Below are 18746 nucleotides of genomic sequence, written 5' to 3' on the forward strand. Positions count from 1 at the left end.
AGGCCGGGCCCCCTTCAACGCTCGCAGTAATAGCCGATTCCCGGGCCAAAACGCAAACACCCCTGCCGTTCCGCAGGCGAACAGCGCGGACTTACGGTTTGCCGGCGCACAGCGCTTCGTAAGCCGCGTCCGGGAAGTCGGTAAACAGGCCGTCCACGTCGTACACAAAATAGTAGTGGCGCAACTCGTAATCGAACGAAGGATACTTCGAGGCCACCAGTTCCTTGAAGAATGTGTAGGGATGGACGAGGAGCCCTGCGCTATGGGCGAGGGACACGATCTCCGGGCGCTGTTCGAGCAGCGTGCGTGCCGGTCCGATGCCCTGCGCGTAGGAAGCTATTTCCGCCAACCCTTCGGCCTGGAGCAGGGGCATATCGGGATTTTTCCCTCCGATCAGGAGCACCTGCGGGAGCTTCGAGCCGAGTTCGGTGCGCATCTGTTTGAGGGATGCGGCCTCCGCACACTGCACGTAGATGCGCGCATCCGGTCCCTTGTACCCGTACCGCGTCACGATTTCCATGAACGCGGCTTCCATGGGCAATCCCTGCTCGCGGTGCCAGGCCGGCTGTTTCAATTCGGGATAGAGCCCGACACCGCGGCCTGTCGAGGCGTTCAGCGCCTGGATCAACTCGATGGCCTCGACAAACGTTGCCACGCGAAACCCGTCCAGCCGCGGCTCAAACCGGCTGGGCATTCTGGATTCCACCCGCAACTGCCGGATCTCCGCGAGGGTGAAGTCCGCTGCGTAGTACTTGCCGTTCTCGCGTTTTCTCTCGGGGAACACCTCTTCGACATTGGTGGTCGCGTCAAGTTCGATATCGTGCAGGCAGATGAACTGGCCGTCTTTCGTGAACACGAGGTCCTGTTCGATGTAATCCGAGCCCAACGCGTAGGCCATGGCGTAAGCAGCCAAAGTGTGTTCGGGGAGATACCCGCTGGCGCCGCGATGGGCGATGACGATCTTGCCCGGGCCTCGCGGGCGGGCGTTCGGATGGGCCAAGGCGTCAGTGTTCGCCGATGGCGGCGGCGTGTTCGCTGCCATGGCCTGCACGCACATGCCAAACAGCGCCAGTCCCGCCGCCAGCCGCCAGTTTCTGATACCCTGTTTGCTCATTTTACCCTCCCGGTTGAATCGCGCGTTCAATGCGGCAATACTGTGATTCGCGATGCCGCGCAGGCAAGCGCCACGGTGTTGAAACCCCTTGTTACCCATCGGAGGCGAATATGCGATTCACCAAGACGATACCACACATTCTGACGGTATTCCTGCTGGCGTTTGCCGGAAGTCTAGACGCCGCTGCCTTATCCATGGAAGGCACGGCTGCTATCGAGACATTCGACTCCGAGGGCGCGCTGGCTACGCTCGAGCCCAAGGACGCGGCTTGCCGGATTGTAGACGCTCCCGGCGGCGCGGGCAGCGCCTTGGAAGCCACATTTCAGGCCGTCAAACGGCCGGTAATCGCATTGCGCGGTCCCGAAGCCGGTTGGGACTTCGCCACCGCGGCGGGCGTGGCGATTCGTGTCGAGAACCCGGGCGATGCGCCGGTTACCATGGAGATCACGGCGTTTGGAAAGACCGCCGGCGGCAAACCGCGTACCATCGACGGAAAAGCAATCATCGGAGCCGGCCAAAGCGACTGGCTCCGCGTCTACTTCAGCAACGATGGCCGGGGTCCCTACTGGGGAATGCACGGAATCCCCGTAATTGGCCCCGTCTCGCGCACGATGCCCGGCATGGCCGCCGAGACCCGGCTTACAACCGCATCCAGTGTTACGGTGGCCGTTCGCGAGCCAGGAAAAGAGGTGCGGCTGTTGCTCGATGATTTCGTCACGTTTGAGGAAGACAGTCCCGTTGCGTTTCTCGTTCCCATGCCTTTCGTGGATAAGTTCGGGCAATACATCCAGGCCGAGTGGCCCGGGAAAATCCATAGCGAGGCCGATTTACGGGCCCGGCATGAAAAGGAGCTGGCGGCGTTGGAAGCCGCGCCTGTTGTGGCGGGTCAGGACGCGCTTGGCGGGTGGGCCGACGGACCCCAACTTGAGGCCACGGGCTGGTTCCGTACCGAGAAACGCGACGGAAAATGGTGGCTGGTGACCCCCGAGGGCCATCTGTTCCTGTCGTGGGGAGTCAATTGCATCTACCCGGGCGACATGACGTTTATAACAGGCCGCAAGAGCTGGTTCGAGTGGCTTCCCGAAAAAGACGGCCCCTTCAGCGAGTTCCTCGGAAGCCATCGCGCCTTGATGCTGGCCGATGCCATCGGCGGCGAAGGGCAGACCGTGCGCTTCTATGCCATGAACCAGAAACGCACGTTCGGCGACGCGTGGGAACAGGAATTCCGCTCGCTGGCATTCAAACGGCTCCGGGCCTGGGGGTTCAACACCATCGCAAACTGGTCGATGCGGGAAGCGCTCGAAGAGAGCACCATGCCCTTTACCGTTACCACGGGCTCGGGTGGCGGCCGCGTGCTCGAGGCAAGCTCCGGATACTGGGGAAAGATGATGGACGTGTTCGATCCCGAGTTCCCGGTCCGTGTTGACGGGAACGTGCGGCGCGATGCCGCGCCCTTTGCCGCCAACCCGCTCGTGGTAGGCTACTTTGTCGACAACGAGATGTCGTGGGTGGCCATTGCATCCTCGACCCTCAGCTGCCCACCTGAGCAGCCCGCGCGCGTGGTCTTCATCGACCGGCTTAAAGCGAAATACGAAACCGTCGAAGCGCTGAATGCCGCGTGGGGCATTGCAGCCGAATCGTGGGACGCCGTGCGTCTTCCGCAGAAGGAAACCAGCGCCAGTAAGGCCGATGCGGAAGAATTCGAGTATGCCTTCGCGCACCACTATTTCCAGACGATCGCCGAAGCCATCGACAAGTACGCCCCTAACCAGCTTTACCTGGGTTGCCGGTTCACGCCGGTGTATTGTCCGAAACCCGTGTTGCAGGCGTGTGCTGACGTGGTGGATGTCGTGAGCATCAACTTCTACCTTCCCCAGGTGCCGCCGGCTATCTTGAGCGACATCGATAAACCTGTTGTGATCGGCGAGTTCCATTTCGGCGCTCTCGACCGGGGCATGTTTCACACGGGCCTCTGCGCCGCGGCTAACCAGGACGAACGCGGCAAACTCTATGGCCAATACGTGAGAAGTGTCGCCGAGCATCCCAATTTCGTGGGATGCCATTGGTTCAAGTACACCGACCAGCCGCTTACAGGAAGATCCCTCGACGGCGAAAACTACAGTATCGGACTCGTCACCGGCGTGGACGTGCCCCACGAGACCTTCCTCAAGTACGTCAAAGATGCTCACACCGGAATCTACGCCCACAGACAAAACCATTAACCGGGATACATCGCCGCTTCGAAGTCTGTAACCGGTGCGGTTTGGCGCCTGCTGTTCGGAATTCGGACACCTGAATTGTCTGAAATCTAGACATATCCTGGGAAATCACGATGCAATGGCAAGAGGGACCTGCTTTGTGATGTTTTTGCAACACCACTCGTGATAATGGTTTGCGAGACAATACATGGGATACGGCAGAAACTGGAACGGGATATGCTCCCTTGTCCGATGGGCGCATTCTAAAGGGTAAGAGTGACCCGTAGGGCAGAGTCAGTCAGGTAAGAATAGGCGAGGGGTTTTCGGCATGCTGTATGCGCATAAAAACGTGGGCAGAGCGTTGTGCGTATCGCAGGAATGCGAGAACGAGTGCGAGCCTGCCCGGCCAACGTACGCAGCGTTTCACCACGTCTCCACGTTGTCCTGCCATCCGGAGTCGCGGTTGGGCGACGGCGATCCGGCTGCGCTGGGCGCCAAGTGCATCGTGACGGCGATGTTCTGCGACATCCGGGGTTTCTCGAAGATAGCGGAGGATTTTCCGCCCGATGCCCTGGTAAGCCTGTTGAACGAGCATTTCGAGGCGATGACGGAAACTCTGTTCGACCATCACGGGGCGTTGGATAAGTGCTTCGGCGACGAGATGATGGCGGTCTTTTGCGGCATGGAGACCAAGGAGGCCGATGCGGCGTGTTGTGTCCGCGCTGCGCTGGCCATGCAGCAGAGGAACCGCGAACTCAACACGATTAGGAGGAAGAAGAAGCAGCCGACCTTTGGGCTCGGCATTGGGATAAACACGGGCGTAGTGATTGCGGGCTATGTGGGGTCTCCGCTTCTTCGCGAGTTCACCGTGGTTGGCGATACAGTCAATACGGCGCGGCGGCTGTGTTCGATCGCCATGCCCGGCCAGATCCTTGTGGAAGAGGCTACCTATGAAATGGTGGCATCGGAGGTTCAGGCCATCGCGATGGGTCCTGTGGTGTTAAGAGGCAAATCGAGGACCGTGCATCCTTACCAAGTTACGGGGTCGTTGCAGGAAAAAATGCTCATATGCCGTTAATCGGATATTTGAAACGATTACGAAGGTGTCCGCTTTAGGGAAAGCAGCAGGTTGTGAGTGAGAAAACAATGGGTGTCCGGAAAACGTACAGTCTTGCGGGACTGAAACTGAAAGGAGGCGAAGTCACCGTGCTGACACGAGAAGGCACCGGCTGGAAAGGGGCAGAGGGGTTCTCCGATCCCTGCGCGGGGGTTGCCTTTGATGTCGCCGGGAAGGCAAGGGATACAAACGAATTGACACGGACGTCGTCCCATCTCGTTGCATGGTATCTATGCCAATTCTTGGGATGCCATCTGGTGAGAAAGTCGTATGTACCCAGGAACAGAGTGTTTGGAGGAGTCGCCTACAAAACGGTCTGGTGGCTGCGTTATTGACGCTCAGAGGGTAGGGAATGTCCTGTCTATTCTTCTCGGGAGAGGGAAGGGCCTTTAGTAATCTTTTGCGTCAGGCATGCAGGCAAGGAGGGAACGAGACGAGGGTACCCTTTACTCCCGGGCGCCAGGGGAAGCGCTGGGGGTGGTTTTTTTGTCGCGACACGTCTTGGCTTCTCGAAAGCGGGGGCGCCGGGCATCATCGCAATGGCATATCGTTTGGAGGCGGAACCCCTTCCCCTCGCCGCATTCGTGGGGTTTGGACAAGCGCGCGTTACGACACACGCGCGTAGGCGTCTCACGGGTGCAATGACTGTCCACCCTCTGATAAACTCACCGCGGAGCATGTGGCCATTCGAGTCACGGGCCAGGGAAAGATTCCCTTTCCTCAGCGGCATCAGAGGAGACGTCCACCATGGCGAAACAGGAGAAGCCCTTCACGGAGAACCGCACGCACACCAGCCCGGGAGAGCAACCCGGTTTGCAGCCGGTTCCGGCATGCGGGTGCGGCCCTTCGGGATGTTGTGGCGCCCCGGGGCGCAAAGGTATTCGGCGCCGTGAGTTTCTGCAAGTGGCTGGCGGGGGCGTGCTGGCAGGTTCGCTGGGACATCCGGCGGCCATTATGGCGGGTCCGTTTGGCGCAGCGGATACCCGCGGGGGCCATCTTATTCCTGCCGACAAGAAACTTTCGCCGGAGTGGGTGCGCGGGCTCTTCGAGCGCGGGACGAAAGAAGCTTTCTCGGGTGCGGCCCTGGATGCGATAGGCATGCCCTGCGGCGGCATCGGGTCGGGCCAACTCTATCTTTGTGGCGATGGAACCCTTGGCGACTGGCAGATCTTCAACAATGCCCGGTCGTATTGGGTCGGGCAGACGAATTCCACGTACACCCACGAAGGGATCGCCAAGCCCTTCGAGCAGGGGTTCACCGTGGTGGCGGAGAAGCCGGGCGGCGCACGGGATTTCGCTTCGTTGAGCAGGGAGGGTTTCAGAGAAGTATCGTTCAAGGGTGAATACCCTATTGCGACGGTGACGTATTCGGGAGGGGATGCGCCGGTTTGTGCCGAAATGGAGGCCTATTCGCCATTTATTCCGTTGAATGCCCGCGAATCGTGTCTGCCCGCGACGGTGTTCAATATCACCATCGAGAATGTGTCGCCGGGACCGCTGACGGTGAGCGTGCTGGGCCGGCTGGAGAACGCGGTTGCGAACGAGTACAGGAACCAGGGTCCGGTCGTCGGGAAAACCCGCATAACGCGGACGGGGTCTCGCGGGCTGGTGTTGCACGCCTCGGAGGAGCCGCCGAAGCCCGTCGAGCAGGCCGGGGCTGAACGCGAGCCGCTCGTGTTCGAGACCTTCGAAGGCGATGATTACGGCGACTGGACGGCGTCGGGCGAGGCGTTCGGCGAGAAGCCCGCGCGGGGCACTTTAGCAGGCCAGCAGGCGGTGAGCGGGTACCAAGGCGAAGGCCTTGTGAATACGTTCCTGGGAGGCGACGAACCGACCGGGCGGCTGGTCTCGCCGGCATTCACCATCAACCGGAAGTTCATCAACTTTCTGATTGGAGGCGGTTCGGATAAGGAGAAGACCTGCATGAACCTCGTCGTAGGCGGCGCCGTTGCGCGCACGGCTACGGGCAGAAATGACGAGGCCCTCTCATGGCACGCTTGGGACGTCAGCGATATCCAGGGCAAAGAAGCGCATCTCGAGATTGTGGACGACGCCAGCGGACCGTGGGGGCATATCAACATCGACCAGATCGAGTTTGCCGACAAAGCGCGTAAACCGGAGATGCCGCCGCTCAAGGATGCGCGCGATTACGGGACGATGGCTTTGGCATGCATGGAGGCGCTGGAGCCGGGCGTTCTCGAAAGCCGGATATATCCCGCCGGCGCGCCCGAGACCTATCTCATCGAAGGGGAACACACCTACGCGCTTGAACAGAAGCGCCTGGGGTTGCTGAGCACACAGGACGTGCGGTTGGAACCGGGCGGGAAACACACCTTCACGTACGTCGTTGCATGGCATTTCCCCAATCAGGAGCAGGAGAATGGGCATTATTACGCCGCGCGGTTCGAGGATGCGGCCGCAGTAGCGAACTGCGCGCTCGACAATCACGAGCGTCTCACGGCGGACACCCGTCTCTGGCGCGACACGTATTACGACAGTTCGTTGCCGTATTGGCTTCTCGACAGGCTGCACTCGACGCTGTCGTATCTCGCCACGGGCACATGCCAGTGGTGGAAAAATGAGCGGTTCTATGCGTACGAGGGCGTAACGTGTTGTGCCGGCAACTGCACGCATGTTTGGAACTACGCTCATGGCCACGCGCGCCAGTTCCCCGAGCTGGCCCGCAGCGTGCGCGAAATGCAGGATTTCAATCCCCGGGAGAACGGCGGCGGATTTCATACCGACACGGGTCTGGTAGGTTTCCGCAGCAACGATGCGTACGCCGCGGACGGCCAGTGCGGAACGATCCTGAAGGCCTATCGCGAGCACCTCATGTCGGCCGACGACGCGTTTCTGAAACGAAACTGGCCGAGCATCAAGAAGGCTTTGGAATTTTCGATTGGCCACGACGCGAACGACGACGGGTTGATCGAAGACGAGCAGCACAACACCTACGACATCAATTACCACGGGGCCAATACGTTTGTCGGGTCGCTGTATCTTGCCGCGTTGCGCGCCGGCGAGGAAATGGCGAAAGAAATGGGCGACACGGCGTTTGCCGGCCGCGCCCGCAGGATATTCGAGAGCGGCAGGGACCTGACCCTCAAACGGCTATGGAACGGTGAGTACTTTGTGCAAGATGTGAGTCTCGAGGAGTACCCGAAGCACCAATACAAGGACGGTTGCCTTTCGGATCACCTGTTCGGCCAGGGTTGGGCGCACCAGTTGGGTCTCGGGTACATTTATCCGAAAGAGAACGTGCGCACGGCCCTTCAGTCGATCTGGAAATACAACTGGGCGCCGGACATCACGCCCTACAACGACGAGCACCCACCGTTCCGGTGGTTCATCAGTCCGGGCCAGGCAGGGCTGTTGACGTGCACGTGGCCGCACAGCGAGTTTCTTGCCGAGGGGACTCTATACCATAGCGAGGTGTGGACCGGCATCGAGTACCAGGTGGCGGGCCATCTTGCCGCCGAGGGGTTCGTGGAAGAAGCCCTGGCTATGTGCCGCGCCGTGCACGACCGGTACCACCCGAACCTCAAGAATCCGTACAACGAGGTCGAGTGCGGGGATCACTATGCTCGTGCCCTGGCCAGTTGGGGCGTTTACCTTGCCCTGGCGGGTTTTGAGTACCACGGACCGAAAGGTCACCTGGGTTTCGCGCCCAAGGTCACCCCCGAGGCATTCAAAGCGGCGTTCACATGGGCCGAGGGCTGGGGGACGTTCGAGCAATCGCGGTCGGGCAGCGCGCAGACCGGGCGTATCGCTCTGAAATGGGGCAAACTCCGGGCGAAAACCTTCACGTTTGCCCTCGCCGAAGGCAAGACGGCCGCTTCCGTGACGGTAAAGGCCGCGGGCAAGCCCGTTGATGCCTCTTCGAACGTCGCGGACGGACGTGTGACGGTGACTCTGGCTCAAGACGTGACCATTCAGCAAGGTGAGGCTTTCGAGGTCGTGATCGCATAACCCAGGCAAGACTAAAGGACAGGACTTTCCTTCGGGCCCCCTTGGCAATGAGAGGAGATTGCGGAAGAGATGAAAGCCTGTGTGCTTTACGGGATCGGCGATCTGCGGTATGAAGATGTCGAGAATCCGCGGCCGTATCCGGGGCAGGTTTTGGTGCGCGTCGATGCGTGCGGCGTGTGCGGCTCTGATATACCGCGTGTATTTCAGAAGGGGACGTACCGGTTCCCGACCATTCCCGGTCACGAGTTCTCGGGAACCGTGTTGCAGTGCGGCGAGGGCGTCGATGCGCGCTGGGTGGGAAAACAAGTGGTGGTGTTTCCTCTCATTCCGTGCCGGAAATGTGTCTCCTGTCAGGCGGCGCGATACGCTCTGTGCGAGGACTACGGCTATCTTGGTTCACGTAGCGACGGCGCATTTGCCGAGTATGTTGTCGCTCCGGAATGGAATCTTACCCCGGTGCCTCCGGGCGTCTCGCAGGAAGCAGCCGCGCTGACGGAGCCGGCCGCGGTAGCGGTTCACGCGCTGCGGCGTGCGGGGGTCGATGCCGGCGATGCGGTCATGATTTTCGGCACGGGACCTGTCGGCCTGATGCTGGGCCAATGGGCGCGCGCGATGGGGGCAAGCCGTGTGGCGCTGGCGGACATTGATTCGCGGAGGCTGGCCTTTGCGAAAGAAATGGGGTTCGAGGGTGTGTGCAATGCCGCCGGGACCGATTGCGTTTCCTGGGCGCGGGACTTTTTCGGGCGGGCGCCGGACGTGGTCGTCGAGGCGTCCGGGAGTCCGGCCGCATACGAGCAGAGTCTCTTGTCTGCGAGAACGCTGGGCCGGGTAGTTCTCATGGGCAATCCGGCGGGCGAAATGAAAGTCTCGCAAGAAGCGTACTGGGCGATTTTGAGGAAGGAATTGTCAGTATTCGGCACCTGGAACTCGTTGTACCGTTCGGCGCCCCGCGACGAATGGCAGCTGGCACTCGATTTCATGGCCAGCGGCAAACTGGAGGCTACCCCCCTGATCACGCACCGGGTCGGCCTCTCGGAACTGCCCGGGATGCTGGCCAGCATTCGGGACAAGACGGAATTCAGCAGCAAAGTGCTGATGGTCAATCCGCCGCGCAATGCCTAGGCGCGCGGTTGCCGGGCCGGGCTTCGCGAGACCCGGCGGTCTCTGCGCAGACTGGATTTTCTTCGCCCCCGCGCCGGGGGTGTTCACAACGAAGGAGCGGTATCATGAAGGCGGCCGTGTTGGAAGGTTTGGAGCGTTTTGCCATCAGAGAGGTGGAGACGCCGGCGCCTGACGACGACAGCGTTGTCGTCCGTGTGCGGGCGTGCGCGGTGTGCGGCTCGGACATCCGGATGTTTCACCACGGGAATTCGCGTCTGAAACCCCCGGCGATCATGGGCCACGAGTCCGCCGGCGAGGTGGTGGCCGTAGGGCGCAACGTGCGTCATCTCAAAGAGGGGGACCGGGTTTGTATCGGGGCGGACGTCCCGTGCGGCGAGTGCGCTTTCTGCCAGGCGGGCATCGGCAATAATTGCCAGATCAACTACGCCATGGGGTACCAGTTCCCGGGAAGCTTTGCCGAATACGTCCTGCTGAACCGGACCGTGGTCACCTTTGGCCCGGTGCACAAGATTCCCGGGCACGTCACGTTTGAGGAAGGGGCGCTTGCGGAGCCTCTGGCGTGCGTGTTGAACGCCCTTGAGCTTTCGCCCCCGAAATTCGGCGACACCGTTGTCATCATCGGGGCGGGCCCCATTGGCTGCATGATCATCGAGGTGGCGAAGAAAATGGGGGCGGGCAAAGTCATCGTGGTCCAGCGTTCGCGGCCTCGTCTCGAGAACGCCCGGCAATTCCATGCGGATGTGTACATCTGCTCGTCCGAGGAGAACGCGGTGGAGCGCGTGAAAGAGGAAACCGGCGGACTCGGGGCGGATGTCATTATTACGGCGTGCCCATCGCCCGACGCGCAAGTGGATGCGGTTCAGATGGCGAAGAACCGCGGCTGGGTCAATTTCTTTGGCGGGCTTCCGAAAGACAAATCAAGAGTCACCCTCGATACCAACATTATCCATTACAAGGAACTGTTCATCTGCGGCGCCCACGGGTGCGTGCCGCGGCATCACCGGAAAGCGGCGGAACTGATTTCCAACCGCGTGGTGGACGTGAAACCCTTCATTTCGCACCGTTATCCGCTGGACAAGATAGCCGAGGCGTTCGCAATGGCCGAATCCCATGCAGGGATGCGGGTGATTGTGCAGCCATAGCGCCAGCGGGTGCGGCGGAGACCTCCGATTGGGGCAGGTGAGCCCACAGGGCAATTATTCAAGAAAACGGAGCGCCGCGGAAGCAAGGAGAATTCCGCGGCGCTCCTGGGAGTCGACGGGATGATGTCAGGCGCGTTGTGTGTCGCTGCGCGCCAAACCTACCAAGACTCTATCTATTTCCACGGTAGCCTCCGCCTGCGCCTCCGCCTTGTCCGTGCATGCCGCGGCCGCCGCCTCCCCCACCCTGGTCCCGCATCCCGCGGCCGCCGCCGCCTTGTCCGCGCATGCCGCGGCCGGGCCCCATTCCACTGCCCGGACCGAATCCCTCATCCGCGTTCCAAACGCCGTCACCGTTGGTGTCGCGGGCTTGGAACTGTTCCCGGGTGATCTCGGGGTGCGCGGCGGACGCCTCCTCATAAGTGATTGTTCCGTCGGCGTTTACATCCATGCGGGCCCTGTTTCTGGGGTGGCCGTCACCGGGTGTTTGGGGAACCTCCGACGCCGTATCCTGGGGCTGGATTTCGGGCGCGGGTTCAGGCGCCGGGGCCGCCGGGGTCTGGTCGTCCTTTGTCAGCAGGTACGCGCCCAGCGTGACGCCAACAAACGCCATCAGGACGATTGCAGCCAGTATCACCGGGTTTCTCATTCGGTCTCTCCCATATCATCAGTAACCAGGGCGTTTCACGTTGTGAAGTGTCGGATAGAGAGGAGCAATCCCCGTGCCAGCGGACAGGCGCGACCCTGAACAGGCTAGAGACCCTGTTTTCGGGCCCATTCGCGTCCTTGACGACGCCCGCGCGGCCCGCCATGCGAGCAATTCTTGCACGACACCCTTCCAAGCTGCGCAAAGGTTGCAGAGGGCAAGCCTGGCCCGAAGGGCCAGGCTGGTATGTTGCGCGCCTTCGGCGCTCCGGAGGGGCCCCGTGCCGCCGCCTTCGGCGCTCCGGAGACCCCATGCCGCCGCCGATCCGGACGTCGTGGTCGATGTGGACGCGGCAAATATCCCGGCCCGCTTATGGGAGGTCCCCGCTTGGGACACAACAATCCGATACAGCGCCAACGGCGCGCAAACATACCAGCCCAGGCTGAAGGCCTGGGGAAATGGACTCCCCTTCCCCAGCGCCAACGGCGCGAAACATACCAGCCCAGGCTGAAGGCCTGGGGGAAATGGGTCCCAAGCATCCCCCGGGCTGAAGGCCCGGCACATGGTTCAAACGGCCGCGAAAACATTCTCATTTCACGTTACAGGAGATGGTCGCGAGATACACGTGGTTGCGCAAACGGAACTCGCGGTCCGGCGGTCCCCGGCTGCCTTTGACCGTGAAGATGAGGCGGACGAAGATGCGACCAAGTGAGTGTGGGATGAGGATGTTTCGTGCCTTCAGCCCTCCTCCTATCTGATGCCGCTTGGTTATTTCGGACCGTTATCCACGGGACGAGATTGCCGATGTGTTCGCGGCGGCCCACTCTCATACAGGGATATGGTTGACGAGACAGTTTTGAAGAAGCCGGGCCAGCCAGTCGAGTTCTCTCTGCGTGGGGAGCCGGACACCTGGATGGAGCCCTTTTCCGGCCAAGCAGACTTGTCCGGCCAGTAAACAAATCATATTGGATATTGACGCGGAAATTATGATGCCGAGCAGATTGAGATGCTGGGGTATTTCTAGTTTTGCATTTTTGATTTGCAGTCTCTGGACCTCCCGTGGTACAAAGAGACTCTTGGCGCACGCAGGATATGTCGCATTGGAGGGGGGTATATGCGCGAGAAAACTTCGGCTGAGCAAAGAAAACTCACTGCTCTTCTCAAGAGAGATCACACACTTTTCGGGGGCGTCCTTCTCGGATTGGACGGCTACATCATTGAAATCCAAGCCCGAGCAACTGAGATACTCCGCCACCCTCGACCTTGGAGGTCAGCAGTTTCGGTGACAGGCATGGCGCGAGGAAGCATTCTGGAATCATGGGACCGGATAGCGGGTGCCTTCGCAAAGTTCGAGATACCTGAACCCGAAGTAGGCATACTGATTAACCTGACCCCTGCGGACTTGCCAAAAGAGGGAGCACTACTCGACCTGCCGATGGCTATCATAGCACTCCAGGCTGCCGGTATTTTGCCTGACCTCCACGAAGCCTGGGAGAGCAAGTACATCGTGGTTGGCGAAGTAGGTCTACACGGGGAGATTCGCCGTGTTCCGGGTATTCTTTCAATTGCAGCGGCGACAAAGGCCGGGCAGAATCTGGTCGTTCCCGCTGGCAATGAGCGGGAATGTGCCCTTATCGTCGCTGCTCCAGGACACCAAGGATGCACCATTTCCGCAGTATCGAGTCTAAAGCAAGTCATTGATTTTTTTAGTGGAAAGAGCGAACTGACGAACGTACTCTCGTCACGTGTGGAATTTGAAGACTTCATTCCGAAATGCACCGATATCGGGAGTATCAAAGGGCAGGACCGGGCGAAGGAGGCGGCGCTGATTGCGGCCTCCGGCGGGCACAATCTGCTACTTATCGGGCCTCCAGGCGAGGGCAAATCGTTGCTGGCGAGCGCCATTCCTGGCATTCTCCCGCGGCTCTCGAATGAGGAAGTTGTCGAACTCACCCGCATCTATTCGGCGTATGGTGCATTCGACCGCGACGGTCTTGTCGTGAGCCGCCGCCCGATGCGGAGTATTCATCATTCGGCCTCGAAACAATCTCTGATCGGCGGAGGCAGCAAACAGCCTAAGCCGGGCGAAATCACACTCAGTCACTTGGGCGTGTTATTCCTAGACGAGATTGCAGAATTTAGTAAATCGACCCTCGATAGCCTCCGACAACCCATGGAAGAGGGTTGCGTACGGATTTCCCGTGTAGGCGTCTCCATCGAATATCCATGCCGATTCACACTTGTTGCGGCAATGAACCCCTGCCCGTGCGGATTCTACGGCGATGAACTTCGTTGCCGGTGTACGGAACAGGAAGTGAAGAAGTACCAGAAGAAGATCTCCGGGCCGATTCTCGATCGAATCGATCTCCAGGTTGACCTGAAGCCTCTCACAACCGATGAACGATTCAGTGAGACGGATCCCAATTTGCGTAAACAGTACCGGGCGAGAGTCGAGCGGGCGCGGCGACGACAGAACGAGCGCTTCAGTGGCACCCAAATCCCCTTCAATGCGGCTATGCCAGGAGGAAGGATTCGCGAGTTTTGCCAATTCACTGATGAGGCATTCGATCGCTATCGGAGAATCATCGACCAGAACACGCTTTCTACGCGGGCGATGGACCGTGTTGCCAAAGTTTCGCGAACCATAGCTGACCTCTACGACGGGGACGAAATAGCGCCTGAGCATGTGGCGCGGGCGGCGGCGTACGTACTTGGGGGAAGCGCAAAGGCTGCCCTGCACTAGAACGGATCTCCAAACTGCGACGAGAGGAGAGGGACGATGGTCAGGAGACGGTTTTCCTGGAAGCGTGCCACGGGCATAAGCCGGATGAAGTCGCAGTTATCCCGGGCAACAGGGGTCCCGCTGACAAAGAGGGGCCGGCAACTAAAAATGAAGCGGATGTTGAAGAGTGGCAGCGGGTGTGCCGTGGTAGTTGTCTTGAGCCTAATTGTGCCGTTGCTGGTGATCGTAGCCAGCATGATCGCGATAGTCCACTGTGTTCATGCCGACATGTTGCTGACTTCCCCCCATCCGCGCCGGACCGCTTGCCAGCGAAATGGCGCGGAAAACCGGGTTGAGAATGGAACACGTGGTGTTACAATAAGAGCCTGGTTATCACGTAGCTGAAAGGAGTGCGGTCTCCTCTTTGAGGCGGAGGCGGCACATCACGGCTTGACCTCGTCCTTGGACAAGCCGGGGCGTCGATATTCGTCCCCGGGAGTGCCCGCGGAGAGTCAAGCCGAGCGGCGCGCGGCTTTTCTGACCACGGCAGATGGGGCAGGAAAACAGGGAGGGCGAAACACCCAATGAAGCAACTTTCCGCCCGGTGGACGCTCTGCAGCGGCGTGGCGTTGTCCATTGCCATGCTCCTTTCCTGCAACGAAGGCGAACGCGGGGACGCCGCAGTGCAACTCCAAGTGCCCGTAGGGGGAAGCTTACAGAATCCGGCCTGGTCTCCTGACGGGACTCAACTGGTCTTCACGCGATTCATAGGGGGATATAACGCAGAACCGGCGGACCTGATGGTGGTTGACGCCGGCACCCTGGCTGTGCGGGTCCTGGTGTCGGATGGGAGCGCCAATGTCAACCTTCCGGGTTTATGCTGGAACGGGTTTACGAATCAGGTCGTCTTTTCCTCGTCACGGGAGCCTCATGACGAGGTCTATGCCATCGACGCGGACGGCTCGCCCGGGGACGAGGAACAGGTCACGGACCGGCCGGCCCATATGGCGTACGAACCGTCCTTTTCACCGGACGGAGAGTCCGTCGTTTTTGAATCGCACCTCCTCGACGTGGAAGATAATGGCGTCATCATGCGCTACGACCTGGATGGCTCGGACGACTACGTGGCGCTCACGGCCCCGGAGGACGATTCCCGCCAGCCCAACTGGTCGCCGCGCGGCGATCGAATTGTGTATCAGCGTCTGGAGAATGGTCAATGGGACCTCTGGGTGATGAACCCCGACGGTTCCGATGGGGAACAGATCACTACGGGGTCAGGCGATAAGACTGACGCATCCTTCTCATCTGATGGCGAGTGGATCGTCTACAGTTCGGACGAGGGCGGCCTCGAGTTCGCGAACCTGTTTGTTGTTCCACTGTCGGGCGGCGCCGGTACCCGCGTCACGTACTCCAAGGGATATGACGGTGCGCCTTCGTGGTCGCCCGACGGCGGGCGAATCGCGTTTGAGTCGTATCCCGGCGACCCGGACGATTCTCCCGGCACGGCCCTGTGGACCATTCAAGCGCCGTCTCGATGAATGTGTGCGCGTCCAGTGACAAGGCGAAAGCGAAACTGGCCGCACAGGCATTTCGCACGTGCAGCGCATTGGGAAGAGTCCCTGGCATCCGGGGAATTTCGCAGATTCGCGGATTCTGCGGGCACACGGGGGAAGACGGGGTTCACGACGCCACGCAGGCGTCACAAGAAAAGGAAAAGGGCTTACGCGAACGTGCGTAAACCCTTGCCGTATTTATGGCAGCCCGTAGGGGGTTCGAACCCCTGTGACAGGACTGAGAATCCTGCATCCTAGACCACTAGATGAACGGGCCGCACTAAAAGAGAGTAACACCTTTTTTGGCTGCCGGACTAGGACTCGAACCTAGACAACCCTGATCCAGAGTCAGGTGCCCTACCATTAGGCTATCCGGCATCGCGGCAAGATTTTAGCCTATGTCCTGCGAGGGAGTCAAATAGAGCGCCCGGCGCCTTGCTCGAACCCGGTTGTCCCGCCGGTTAAGGAGCGGGCGTGCTGTCAAGCTCGTCTGCGTTGAACAGCCCGCGGCTGACGCGGATCCGGTCGATGTCGCCGATGAACGGGGTAACCAGTCCAATTTCGTTGCCGACGCGGATCAGGGGCGTAGCCGGGTGGCCCGGACAGCCGCGGAGTTCGAGCCGCTCGGTGAATTTGCCGTCGACGTAGCTGTCCACGTACCGGCCGTCATGGAAATTCACTGCAACATGATGCCATTGGCCGTCGGGAGGAACGATGGAATGGGTTCCGGCGGTCTCGCCGATTCCGTAGAGCGTAAACAGGACCTCCCCCTTGTGATTGATGCCGAGTCGAAACCCGCCGCCGAGACCGTAGCTGAAAATGGAGGCGCCGTACTGTTGCTCGCGCTGGCCGTTGTGGCGCACCCATGCCTCGACGAGCAGCGGGCAATAGCTTACATCAAGCACGTGCTGCTGGTCAGTGGCCTCGAGATGGGCGCCATGGGGAAGGCGCAGAAAACTGCCCGCGCCCGATGGTCCCCCTTCGACAATCTCCGGTTGCGGCCGGTCCGCAACGGGCTGCAATACCATGCCCGTCGAGCCGGATTCCTTCCAGGCCTCGGAGCCGCTGCCGTCGAACGTGAATGATGCCAGCAATTCCTTGGTGCATTCGGGGGGGAACGCGCGGGATGCGACATCGGCGGCCAAGGCAGCCAACTCGTCGCTGGTCCGGTTCCATGCCGCCCCGATATGGTTCAGATTGAGCGGGCGGTTCGTGGCCGCATACACCTGGCGATACTCCTCCCACAGGGCACGGTGCCGCGCCTCGAGTTCGTTCAATAGCGGCACGACCTCCTCGGTTCCAGCAGGCGGCGCGGCCGTGCTTTGCGCCACGCGGCGGTACGCCAAGGCCATATCGGCAGCGCAGGCGAGCATACGCGCGGACAGATCGACGGAACGCAGATAATCGGCGTTGCGCCGCGCATGCGTGTCGGAAAAGACGGCATGCGCCGCCTCGGACTCCGCTTTAAGATTATTCCGGAAGGAAAGCTCGCCGTCTTGCTGCCCCATCATTTCGAGCACGCGTTGTCTGACATCGTCATGCAACAGGCGGCGCGCCCATGCCACATGGGCGAGGTCGTCGCCTTGGCAGCGCGCCAGGCGCGTCAGCGCCTCAGCAAAGGGCGCGGAATCGACGCCGAAGAAGCTTCGGGCAAACGCGCGGGAATAGTCGTCGAGGGCGAGCACATCGGGATTCCACGAGACGGTTCCGCAGTAGATAAAGCCGTATTGATTCAGCTCGCTGAGGTTGATGCCGGCCGCCCCACGGTAGCCGTCGCCCCAACTGCTCACAAAATGCCCCATCCCCCCGAGTTCGGCCGTTTGCTTCGCAAGCGCCTGCATATTCTGAAACGCGGGCGGGTATATGGGGTAGAGGTTGTTCCAGTCCCACAATCCGGATAGGGCCATGGTCGTGAACCCCATTTCCTTGAGCTTGTCGAAACCCTCGTAGTGTTCGCGGGGCGCATAGTCCCAGAACATCATGACGATGTCTTTGGGAAGCAGTTCGAGGATGCCGGGGTGGTTCAGCACGATGTCGGCATACATGATCATGGTTTGCCCGTGGGCCTTGACGGTGTTGTTCACGCGGGTATAGTAGTCCGCATACACCTTCTCGAGTCCTTTCTCCTGGATGGCTGCGGCGGAGCGGCCGCTGCCGACGACCTGGCTTTCGTCTAACCCGCAGTGGAAGTACCGCGCGCCGAAAGCGGGGGCGATCTCGTCGATCATGGAACGGACCAGCTCGAAGGACTCATCGGACGTTGGGCATAACGTGCCGCCGCCGTCGCCCGTCTCGGACAGATGCCGGTACCGGTCGTGGCGCAAGGTCATCTCCATGTGCGCGAGAAGTTCGACCACGGGTATGACCTCGATGTAATAGTCGCGGGCATACGCCACGAGTTCGCGGATTTCATCGAACGTGAACCGATCGTATTCCGTGCTGATCGCGGGGTCGAACGCATACACGAAGTGATCCGGTTCGATGAACCAGCAGTACGTGTTCATCTTGTACCGCGCGGCCGTACGGATGCTCCGTTTGTGGTCCTCCATCGTGGGCAATTGGTCGCGGCCGTAATCCTCGTGAGGTCCCCGCATGGACAGGGCCGGCCAGTCGACGATATCCAGCAACGGCAGCGCCGTCAGACCCCGGAGCTCGGCCGCCTCGACAAGCTGGTCGAGCGTCATCATCCCATAGAAGAGACCGCGCTCGGTTTCCGCCAGGACCTGGATGCCGGATTCATAGATTGTGAGCCGGTACCCTTCCTCGCGTCCGGCGTCCGGAATCTCGAAAGCCGCCGGCGGAACGGATTCCTGTGCGCCGAGGCAAATCTTGAAGGCCTCCCCTTGCGCCAGCGCGATGGACGCCGCCGCCTCGCGGCCTTTCCACAGCGACAACTCGTGTAGCCGCGCCTCGAGCCGCGTCCCAGCATCCGGTTGCGGCGTGTACAGCCGAATCTCCGCAATGCGCCAGTTCAGGCCCGATGCCCTGTCCCCCGCCTCGACGTGCCGTGGCCGCGGCAACAGGTCATCGGCCAGAGAATCGGCGGCCGCCCCGCAACACCACGCGCACAACCCGGCAAGCATGAAGACGCCCGTGAACGATGTTTTCCTTGCTGAAACCATTTGACATATCCTCTGCCTCTCGATGGCCTGATTTCAGCGCTGCC

10 protein-coding genes and 2 tRNA genes are annotated in these 18746 nt (G+C 60.6%); 7 read left to right on the plus strand and 5 right to left on the minus strand.

Features of this window, described 5'->3' with window-relative positions:
- Nucleotides 1-91: 91 nt before the first annotated feature.
- Complete coding sequence (locus PLJ71_10450) at nucleotides 92-1114, minus strand: glycerophosphodiester phosphodiesterase family protein (protein HQM49100.1); 1023 nt, start codon at nucleotides 1112-1114, stop codon at nucleotides 92-94.
- Between the two features lie 110 nt (nucleotides 1115-1224).
- On the opposite strand from PLJ71_10450, the gene PLJ71_10455 reads away from it, so the two are divergent.
- The 5 genes from PLJ71_10455 to PLJ71_10475 all read left to right on the plus strand — a co-directional run bounded on the left by PLJ71_10455 (nucleotide 1225) and on the right by PLJ71_10475 (nucleotide 10662).
- Nucleotides 1225-3336 carry a beta-galactosidase gene (locus tag PLJ71_10455; protein HQM49101.1) on the plus strand — a complete coding sequence of 704 codons (2112 nt, stop codon included), beginning with the start codon at nucleotides 1225-1227 and terminating at the stop codon, nucleotides 3334-3336.
- A 304-nt stretch (nucleotides 3337-3640) separates the two neighbouring features.
- Complete coding sequence (locus PLJ71_10460; GenBank protein HQM49102.1) at nucleotides 3641-4390, plus strand: adenylate/guanylate cyclase domain-containing protein; 750 nt, start codon at nucleotides 3641-3643, stop codon at nucleotides 4388-4390.
- 786 nt (nucleotides 4391-5176) lie between these two features.
- Nucleotides 5177-8398 (plus strand): GH116 family glycosyl hydrolase, encoded by a 3222-nt coding sequence (locus tag PLJ71_10465; GenBank protein ID HQM49103.1) that lies wholly within the window; start codon nucleotides 5177-5179, stop codon nucleotides 8396-8398.
- A 69-nt stretch (nucleotides 8399-8467) separates the two neighbouring features.
- Nucleotides 8468-9520: a galactitol-1-phosphate 5-dehydrogenase gene (locus PLJ71_10470; protein ID HQM49104.1), complete on the plus strand. Its 1053-nt coding sequence runs from the start codon at nucleotides 8468-8470 to the stop codon at nucleotides 9518-9520.
- A 104-nt stretch (nucleotides 9521-9624) separates the two neighbouring features.
- Nucleotides 9625-10662, plus strand: coding sequence for an alcohol dehydrogenase catalytic domain-containing protein (locus PLJ71_10475; protein ID HQM49105.1), 1038 nt, complete (start codon nucleotides 9625-9627; stop codon nucleotides 10660-10662).
- A gap of 169 nt (nucleotides 10663-10831) precedes the next feature.
- Here the strand turns inward: PLJ71_10475 and PLJ71_10480 are convergent, their stop codons facing one another.
- Complete coding sequence (locus PLJ71_10480; GenBank protein HQM49106.1) at nucleotides 10832-11308, minus strand: hypothetical protein; 477 nt, start codon at nucleotides 11306-11308, stop codon at nucleotides 10832-10834.
- 1111 nt (nucleotides 11309-12419) lie between these two features.
- Between PLJ71_10480 and PLJ71_10485 the strand changes: the two genes are divergently transcribed.
- On the plus strand, nucleotides 12420-14048 hold the full coding sequence (locus PLJ71_10485) for a YifB family Mg chelatase-like AAA ATPase (protein HQM49107.1): 1629 nt from the start codon (nucleotides 12420-12422) through the stop codon (nucleotides 14046-14048).
- Between the two features lie 563 nt (nucleotides 14049-14611).
- Nucleotides 14612-15565 carry a hypothetical protein gene (locus PLJ71_10490; GenBank protein ID HQM49108.1) on the plus strand — a complete coding sequence of 318 codons (954 nt, stop codon included), beginning with the start codon at nucleotides 14612-14614 and terminating at the stop codon, nucleotides 15563-15565.
- A gap of 216 nt (nucleotides 15566-15781) precedes the next feature.
- On the opposite strand, the gene PLJ71_10495 is transcribed toward PLJ71_10490, so the two are convergent.
- From PLJ71_10495 to PLJ71_10505, 3 genes are all read right to left on the minus strand, one after another.
- Nucleotides 15782-15857: transfer RNA gene (locus PLJ71_10495), tRNA-Glu, on the minus strand.
- Nucleotides 15858-15883: 26 nt separating this feature from the next.
- A tRNA-Gln gene (locus PLJ71_10500) sits at nucleotides 15884-15958 on the minus strand.
- An 83-nt stretch (nucleotides 15959-16041) separates the two neighbouring features.
- Entirely contained in the window at nucleotides 16042-18702 is a 2661-nt protein-coding gene (locus PLJ71_10505) for a family 20 glycosylhydrolase (protein ID HQM49109.1), read from the minus strand.
- Between the last annotated feature and the right edge of the window lie 44 nt (nucleotides 18703-18746).

Source organism: Candidatus Hydrogenedentota bacterium (genome assembly GCA_035416745.1).
Taxonomy (GTDB): Bacteria; Hydrogenedentota; Hydrogenedentia; order Hydrogenedentales; family SLHB01; genus UBA2224.